This window comes from Danxiaibacter flavus (assembly GCF_041060425.1).
Lineage (GTDB): Bacteria > Bacteroidota > Bacteroidia > Chitinophagales > Chitinophagaceae > Danxiaibacter > Danxiaibacter flavus.
In genome coordinates, this window is sequence record NZ_JAULBC010000024.1 from 1 (window position 1) to 862 (window position 862).

Below are 862 nucleotides of genomic sequence, written 5' to 3' on the forward strand. Positions count from 1 at the left end.
TGGATAGTTTGCCGCTGACACCGAATGGGAAGGTGGATAAAAAGGCATTGCCTGTAGCAGACGGAACGCTGCAGTTGATCGGTCAGTATGTAGCACCGCGCAATGAAGCGGAAGAGCAACTGGCAGCGATCTGGCAGGAACTGCTGGGCATTGAAAAGATCAGCATCCATGATAATTTCTTTGAGCTGGGCGGAGACTCGATACTAACCATACAGTTGGTAAGCCGGGCAGGCAAAGCAGGCTTAACATTACAGCCGAAAGATATATTTATTCACCAGACCATAGCGGGTATAGCTGAGGCCCTGGCGGATCAGGCTGCAGCGGTTGTATACGGCGATCAGGGTTATTTAGAAGGAGTCTGCGGGCTGTTGCCCATACAACAATGGTATTTTGATCATCAGCAGGTAAACCTGTCCCATTTTAACCAAAGTGTTTTATTAACCATCGACAAAGCGATATCAGAAGTTACATTGCAGGCAGCGGTAACTCAATTGATGCGGCATCATGATGCTTTGCGTTTTAGGTATAGTTATGAACAAGGTCAATGGCAACAGACTTATGGAGATGGTGGTGCAGAACTACAGACCGAAGATCTGCAGGACGTAGCCGGTGATTTACTAGGTTCAGCAATAGATGAACGTGCCAACCATTACCAGCGAAGCCTGGACATAGAAAAGGGCGAACTGGTCAGGGTGGTATGGATTAAAATGCCTGCATCAGCACCGGCCAACAGGTTGCTGATCATCATTCACCATCTTGTTGTAGACGGCGTGTCATGGAGAATATTATTGGAAGACCTGGAAGAACTGTTAACCAGCCTGAGCCATGGAGTCCCGGCTATACTGCAAGGCAAGAGCAGTTC

General features: G+C 48.1%; 1 protein-coding gene. It reads left to right on the forward strand.

The window, feature by feature from the left end:
* Positions 1-862, forward strand: an 862-nt coding sequence (locus QTN47_RS27945) for a condensation domain-containing protein (RefSeq protein ID WP_369332765.1), incomplete at both ends; no start/stop codon positions are given.